General features: G+C 44.9%; 4 protein-coding genes. All 4 read right to left on the reverse strand.

Annotation, left to right across the window (positions count from 1 at the left end):
• Positions 1-27: 27 nt before the first annotated feature.
• Positions 28-1,260, reverse strand: a complete 1,233-nt coding sequence (locus DI53_RS16535; protein WP_052072499.1) for a hypothetical protein — start codon at positions 1,258-1,260, stop codon at positions 28-30.
• Positions 1,261-1,274: 14 nt separating this feature from the next.
• On the reverse strand, positions 1,275-3,683 hold the full coding sequence (locus DI53_RS16540) for a TonB-dependent receptor domain-containing protein (RefSeq protein WP_037502313.1): 2,409 nt from the start codon (positions 3,681-3,683) through the stop codon (positions 1,275-1,277).
• 81 nt (positions 3,684-3,764) lie between these two features.
• Entirely contained in the window at positions 3,765-5,021 is a 1,257-nt protein-coding gene (locus DI53_RS16545; RefSeq protein WP_037502318.1) for a hypothetical protein, read from the reverse strand.
• A 3-nt stretch (positions 5,022-5,024) separates the two neighbouring features.
• Positions 5,025-5,768, reverse strand: a complete 744-nt coding sequence (locus DI53_RS16550; RefSeq protein ID WP_037502321.1) for a hypothetical protein — start codon at positions 5,766-5,768, stop codon at positions 5,025-5,027.
• Positions 5,769-6,628: the final 860 nt, after the last annotated feature.

A 6,628-nucleotide genomic window follows, 5' to 3' on the forward strand; every position in this document is an offset into this window, starting at 1 on the left:
AGGATACTAAGTCAGTTGTACGATATGTTATTTCAGGCGATAGAGCATAGGCGTATCACCATCCGCACCATCAATACGTGCTCCGCGCGTTAGTTTATCCGCTGCCGAATCATATTCCCAAACGTACACACCATCTGCTTTCGGATCGTTTACGGCAATGTAGGCTTTGCCATTATGTACTACGCCGGACCGAGAATTGCCGACTAGTGGGAAATCCAGTTTTTTCACCACCTGTTGGGTGTTTACGTCAATGATGAGATATTCCCACATAGCGGCATACCACCAGTCATTAAATTCTTTGATGTTTGTCTGCGTGTCATGTGCGCTGATCAGCATAGCCTTTCCGTTGCCGATGTAAGTTACCCCTAATTGATTGTCGCCGCCACGCTGCGCGCTTATGTTAAAGAAGTAATTTGGATCAAGTTTACTTTCGCCATCTTTCACCCGGTATATAGCAGTTGGCATCGCTGCTTTCCCACCGCCGAGGACTGGCATCGGAATCGTCAGGATATAGGTATACCCATTATCGTGAAAATTGCTGAAGTACGAATTACGTACCGTGCCCAGCGGTGCAGATCGGGAATCTTCACCTGTCACCTGCAAATTGCTCAGGCTTGGGTAGTCTATTACTGCGGTGTACGACTTATCATAATGTACTTTTGTTTCCTCGTTGTACAATCCATAGGCTAAGAATAGTTTGTTGCCTTGGGGAATCACCGAAAATACACGACGACTATGGTTAGCTGGAAGACCGGTTTTATCAAACTCGCCACTTTTGGTCACCACCATGTTTTCCACATCAACGATAGCATAGTAATTGTTAGAGCGTGCGCCAAACATCAATTCTGTGTCGCTGAGCCAGGCATGCCAGCCTAGATACAAACTAGGGAGCTGAGAAAAGGGTATCTCGCGGATGGTTTTCAATACGCCATCTTCGAATCGGTATTTTCCAAATTTATTAGCTTCGGGGTTTACGTGGTACATATCACGGCCTTTTTGCATCAGGTTTTCTTCCCATGTCAAGATGTCCGATACATTTGTGCCTTTGCCCACTGGCGAGATGATGCCACTCATCAAATTCTCAATAGGTAGCATGTAGCGTCCGTTGTCAGTTCCGACGATCACGGCAAATTCAGGATCTACTACCTCATCTACTGCGGGCGCATCGTCGTTCTTACAAGAGGTTGCTGTCAAGCTTACAGCGGCGAAAGCCAATGCGATCGCCCATACACGTTTTTTGGTGTGTGCTAATTTGATCATATCAAATGTGTTAATTAATGAATATTTAAATTGTAACGGAATTTCATTGAGATAGACCGCCCCGGTTTCTGGAGCTTAGAATTATCGTAGGCAATCTGGTCAGTTAGGTTGCGGCATTCTAGCGTGAAGTTATACAGGCCTTGCTTCAGTGAATAGGTAAGCCCTACATTCTGAATCCACTGCGTGGGGATGTAATAGTTGGTGGAACGGTCGCCGAGTTTGGACCACGTAGTCGAATATTCGTTCACATATTGCATGAACCAATTAAATTCTAAACGGGTTCCTGCGCCTAACAGGTCGTTCTTACCAATAATGAAATCGGTATTTCCATATAACCAAGGCTTATCTGGAAGACGATTGCCGTAGGTCACTTTGACACGGTTTGTACCGCGTACATATTGCTCTCGGTCTACTGCACTCTCATAACTGGCGTTGGCCGTCAATTTCAATAGGTTGCCATAGGAATAGGTGATCTCTGCTTCTGCACCTTCTACCTGAATGCCGCCGTAATTGTAGTACTGGCTAAAGCTCTCTGAAGAACCAGAAACGACACCCGGCGGAGTGCGGTGAATGTAATTGTCCGCATTTCGGTAAAATATTGCCGCGCTGGCATAAATTCCGTGTTTGTCCTGCATGACGGCGTTATAGAAAACACCCAAGTTATAATTGTCGCTACTTTCCGGCACGAGTCCGGCATTTGGGTATACATCCACACCATTTCCGAAAAGTTCCACCAGCGTGGGTAAACGGTAGGCATGTTCATACGATGTTTTAAGACCCAGTCCGTTACTAAAGATGTAGCTGGAAGCAGCGCCGTAGCCCAGGTAGCTTTTAGCCTGCCGAGTGTTCGAGCTGTCTGCATTTTCAACCTGCCCGCTGAAATGGTAATACTTACTAAAAAGCTGGTTACGCCACTTCTTGTCAAAGAAATCATGCATGTAATTCAATCCCGCCACATGCCTGTTAACACGGTTGTTCTGCCGAAAGGTATGGTTAAAAGGATCGATCTCGTTATAGCTTTTACGATGGTTACCCGTAAAGGAATGCGTCAGGTTAACGGTTTGTTTGGAGTTTATCGCGTAGTTTAGCATTGTCTGTACGAGACTATTATAGCCGTTGTAATGCTGTATGGATTTGGTCAGGTTAATCTCTCCAGCTTCCGGGAAATAGTTGTCCGGCCGGCCGTCCCAACGGTATACGCGGTACGAACTGGTATCCGTTACTATAGAGCGATCATTCGCAAAGTTGGCAAATATTGTAGCGGACAGGCCATCTGTAAACAAATTTTCCTTGCGGTAACGCAGGCTCGGGACGATACTTCGGCTTGTTTCAAACACGTGGCCATATACTTTTTGCTGCGTGGCACCTGTCTGTACTTCATTATAAACATTATTGTAGGTGAGGCCCAATACAAAGACATCCGCCCAACGTTTACCGGATATTCCGGCTTCCACCTGCGTCATATAAGAGCGGTAAGCATCGTGAAAGCGCTTTGCCGAGGCGATGGTATCAAACTGGTTGGAGTTACTTGGGTTCACCACATCCAGGTACACGCGCGCTGCCGGGTTGCTATACATGCGGTAGTCGTTGTCTGAATAATTGTAGAAAGAATTTACATTTACATGTAGCCCTTTTTTCGGATCGGTGTAGCTGCCACTTAGTGCAGCCCGATGGGTGTTAAACGAACCATAGCTGTAGCTGGCATCAATAGACTTGCGGCGATCGCGTTTTGTGATGATATTGACGGCGCCCCCTAGTGCGTCCGAAGTGAGATGCGCTGGAATAACACCTTTGTAGACTTCAATACGCTCCACAATATTTACCGGAATATTATTAAAAGACATACCGCTGCCATAGGCTTCAATAGGCACACCATCGATAAAAAATTTGATGTGATTGCCCGACATTCCGTTGATGGAAAAGGAATAATTGGAGCCCAGCCCGCCTTGTTCCCGTACACGAACACCCGTGCTTCGATTCAATATTTGGTTGATGTCGGCATTGGTGTTCGCATACTGCTTGGTCTCGATGACATTGACGTTAAAGCCAGATTGTAGCATTTCTTTCGTTTTACTCTGCCCTGTTACCTCCACCTGCTCGATATGCTCCGCAGCCTCTTCCAAGTTGAAATTTACCGTGATCGGGGCATTCGCAACAACTCGAATAGTTCTTTGCTGACTTTTATAGCCCATTAGCTGGGCTTCGACGCTGTATTGCCCAGGGGGTAAATTCGCGATAGCATATTGTCCGGAGGCGTCAGTGCGCGTAGCTCGTATTTCGTGCTGCCGAACGCGTACTGTAGCACCCTCCAGTGCTTGATTATCCTTACTTTTTACCCACCCATTTACGCCCGCGACCTGACCGTATGTTCCGCATACGACGATACACAGGAGGAGACTCAGTCTCCATTTAAGACCTAACATATACTTATTTAGATTAATGACACATAAGAAAGTAGCCTATAGGTGTCTCTCCCGAAGGTAAGGGATAAAAAAAAGGGGAATTTATTGAACTTGATCCAATCTCAGGAGGTAATCGATTGGGAATTTAGGAGTTAAGAAGCGAGTAGCTTCTTTGCTATTTAAATTATAGCGCCATATGCTATGCCTATCTTCTGCATCATCAATGGCGATGTACAAGTGGTCGCCCTGATGAATCATGTTTTCCTTGCGCGTCCCCTTATCCAGCGGCAGCGGCAACTTCTCCATTTTTCCCGTATGCAGATCGGTCAGAAAATAATCAAATTGATGCACAAGGTGATGATTAGAGAAATCAGCATACTTATCTGCCTGCTCACTGCGCACAAGCGCGCGGTTATTGCCTATGTACCAAAAGCCGTAGGCATGATTGGAAATTTGCTTTGATACGTTGATCATGTACTGCCTATCAACTTTTTCCGCACCATGTTTTCGTCGAAATATCGCTGTAGGCAGATGAATCGTGTTTCCGGCGGCTATTCCCGGTCCGCTCATGAAATAGAAGTCGCCATTTTCTGCTAAGCCGCTGTAAGATTGTATAGTATTGATTCCTCCGGGGTAGGCCGATCGGGTGTCTTTTTCTTCGGAAAGCACGCGAAGCGATGAAAAATCCAGTGTGCGGTAGTACATCGTGTCTACTGTTGTGTATGCTGTGTGGCCAAGCATCTTGCTATAGGCATAGGCTGTCCATAACATATCGTTTCGGTATTGCAGGAAGCCTAAGCTCAGGATGTCGAAATCATTCACGGCGTGTGGCACAGGTAATTCCACTTCGCGAAGCAGCGAGAAGTTTTTCGTGTCTATTTCATACAGCCGGGCAGATTCCTGTCCCTGGTGTACTACGTTACATAGCAATAGGGTATCTGAGTTATTTTTCCAATGGTACTGCTCTATATTATCATTTACCAGTCGAATAGAATCCAATGCCTGCAAGCCATCCGAATGGATCCGATATTGAACCAGATAATCCGTTTTAGGGTTTACTTGGTAGAGGTAGCCTTTCCGCAAAATATACTCCCGGTTAAAATCCGCATGAGGTATCGGGGCGGTGCTTATATGTGTCCAACCGCTGTCTATAAAAATAAACTTGTTCTTGCCTTCTTTACTGGTAAACAATGCATACGCAGGTACAAAGGAATTGATTGTGTCGGACGCTAGTATATCTTGTCCTTCTTTCTGATCTAATTTTTTTCCAGAAGGATTGCACGAAACACTGAGACTAATGAGCGCAAAGACTACGATTACGGAAATGAGATAGGTAGGCAAGGAGCGGGTACAGCGCATAGTCTAGGTTAGATTAAACTGCTTGCGAATATGTTTGCGCAGGATAGGCGGTAAATATTGCAGTTCCTTTTGCGAGAATACCATCAATTTGCTGGTATTTGGATGGGTAGATATGTAATACACCTGGCCTTCGCGGAAATCAAAGTCTGTTTTACCATTTTTATCGTGCAGCACGAAGTCGCGTTTAGGTGTGAAGAGTATGTCGCCAGATACGGCGATGTTCTCGCTTTGCAGGTTAATTGAAGCCGAGCTATTTTGGCTCAACGTCAACGCGAAGCCATCTTCCTCCCAAAGCATCAGCGGCTGTTCGGAGTTGCTCGCTTTAAAATTTCCAGCTTGGCTGTTTCTGCTGAAAAGTGTCCAGCAGCTTATGCAAAGAAATAGTGCTACGGCAGCAGCAATGGAGAGCCATTTTTGCGCGGCCTGAAAAGGCTGCTTGCGGAGTGCACGCGGACTTGTAGAGCGGGGAGGTGGGGCATCGTTTGCTTGCGTAAAGGGTGTGGCGTGCAGCGTATGGCTACTGATGTTTTGCCAAAGTTGCTGTTTAATTGCCAAATCTTTGTCAGCCTCTACGCTTGCTATGGCTGGATCAACCGTCGTATCAATGTCCTCTTCAATAGCTAATGATTCCTCAAGCATTAAATCATCAGCGTCCAGCCAAAGTCTTACCGTAGCCTCCTCCTCCTTGGTACATTGACCAAGTTCATAGCGTTCCAGTAGTTCTTTGCTGATCTTCAACTTATCCACAGAACAAAGATACTATATATTTATAAGTTTGGTATTTAGTAGATCGTATTTATGTCGCATTGGGAGTGGTATTGCGTATTGAGTAATGCGTATTGAGTAATGCGTATTGAGTAATGCGTATTGAGTATTGCGTATTGAGTATCGCGTAGTGCGAGCAGTTTAAGTTTCCCATACTTTATTGCTTCTAACCAGTATTAAACGAAATGTTTCCTTTTATAGATGATAGTATGTAGTACTTAGTATTTAGAAAAGTTTTGGTCGATAAGTTATTGCAGGGGGCATTATTAAACGAAATGTCGCATTTGAAGAGGTATTGCGTAATGCGTATTGAGTATTGAGTATTGAGTAATGCGTATTGTGTAGTGCGAGAAGTTTAAGTTTCCCATACTTTAATGCTTCTAACCAGTATTAAACGAAATGTTTCCTTTTATAGATGATAGTATGTAGTACTTAGTATTTAGAAAAGTTTTGGTCGATAAGTTATTGCAGGGGGCATTATTAAACGACATGTCGCATTTGAAGAGGTATTGCGTAATGCGTATTGAGTATTGCGTATCGCGTAGTGCGAGCAGTTTAAGTTTCCCATACTTTATTGCTTCTTCCCATTATTAAACGAAATGTCGCCTCGAAAGCTTTGCAATATGTAGACATTTGCCATTGCACAAACCCTCCCTGCAAAGGTTTCAAGCGACGGGGTTTTGAATACTTTTGCCCTACAAAAGTATTTGCTTTGCCGCGGCATGCGGCGGAAGGGATGAGGGGTAGGATTGGTATTGAGTAATGTGTAGTGCGTAATGCGAAAGGTATTCTATATTTATTGCTTCTGACCATTATTAAACGACATGTCGCCTCGAAAGCTT

It is taken from the genome of Sphingobacterium deserti (genome assembly GCF_000757725.1).
Taxonomy (GTDB): Bacteria; Bacteroidota; Bacteroidia; order Sphingobacteriales; family Sphingobacteriaceae; genus Sphingobacterium; species Sphingobacterium deserti.

What these genes read in the sequence shown, in the direction of transcription:
- DI53_RS16535 (WP_052072499.1), bottom strand. Translation starts at nt 1,260, where the DNA reads ATGATCAAATTAGCACACACCAAAAAACGTGTATGGGCGATCGCATTG.
- DI53_RS16540 (WP_037502313.1), bottom strand. Translation starts at nt 3,683, where the DNA reads ATGTTAGGTCTTAAATGGAGACTGAGTCTCCTCCTGTGTATCGTCGTA.
- DI53_RS16545 (WP_037502318.1), bottom strand. Translation starts at nt 5,021, where the DNA reads ATGCGCTGTACCCGCTCCTTGCCTACCTATCTCATTTCCGTAATCGTA.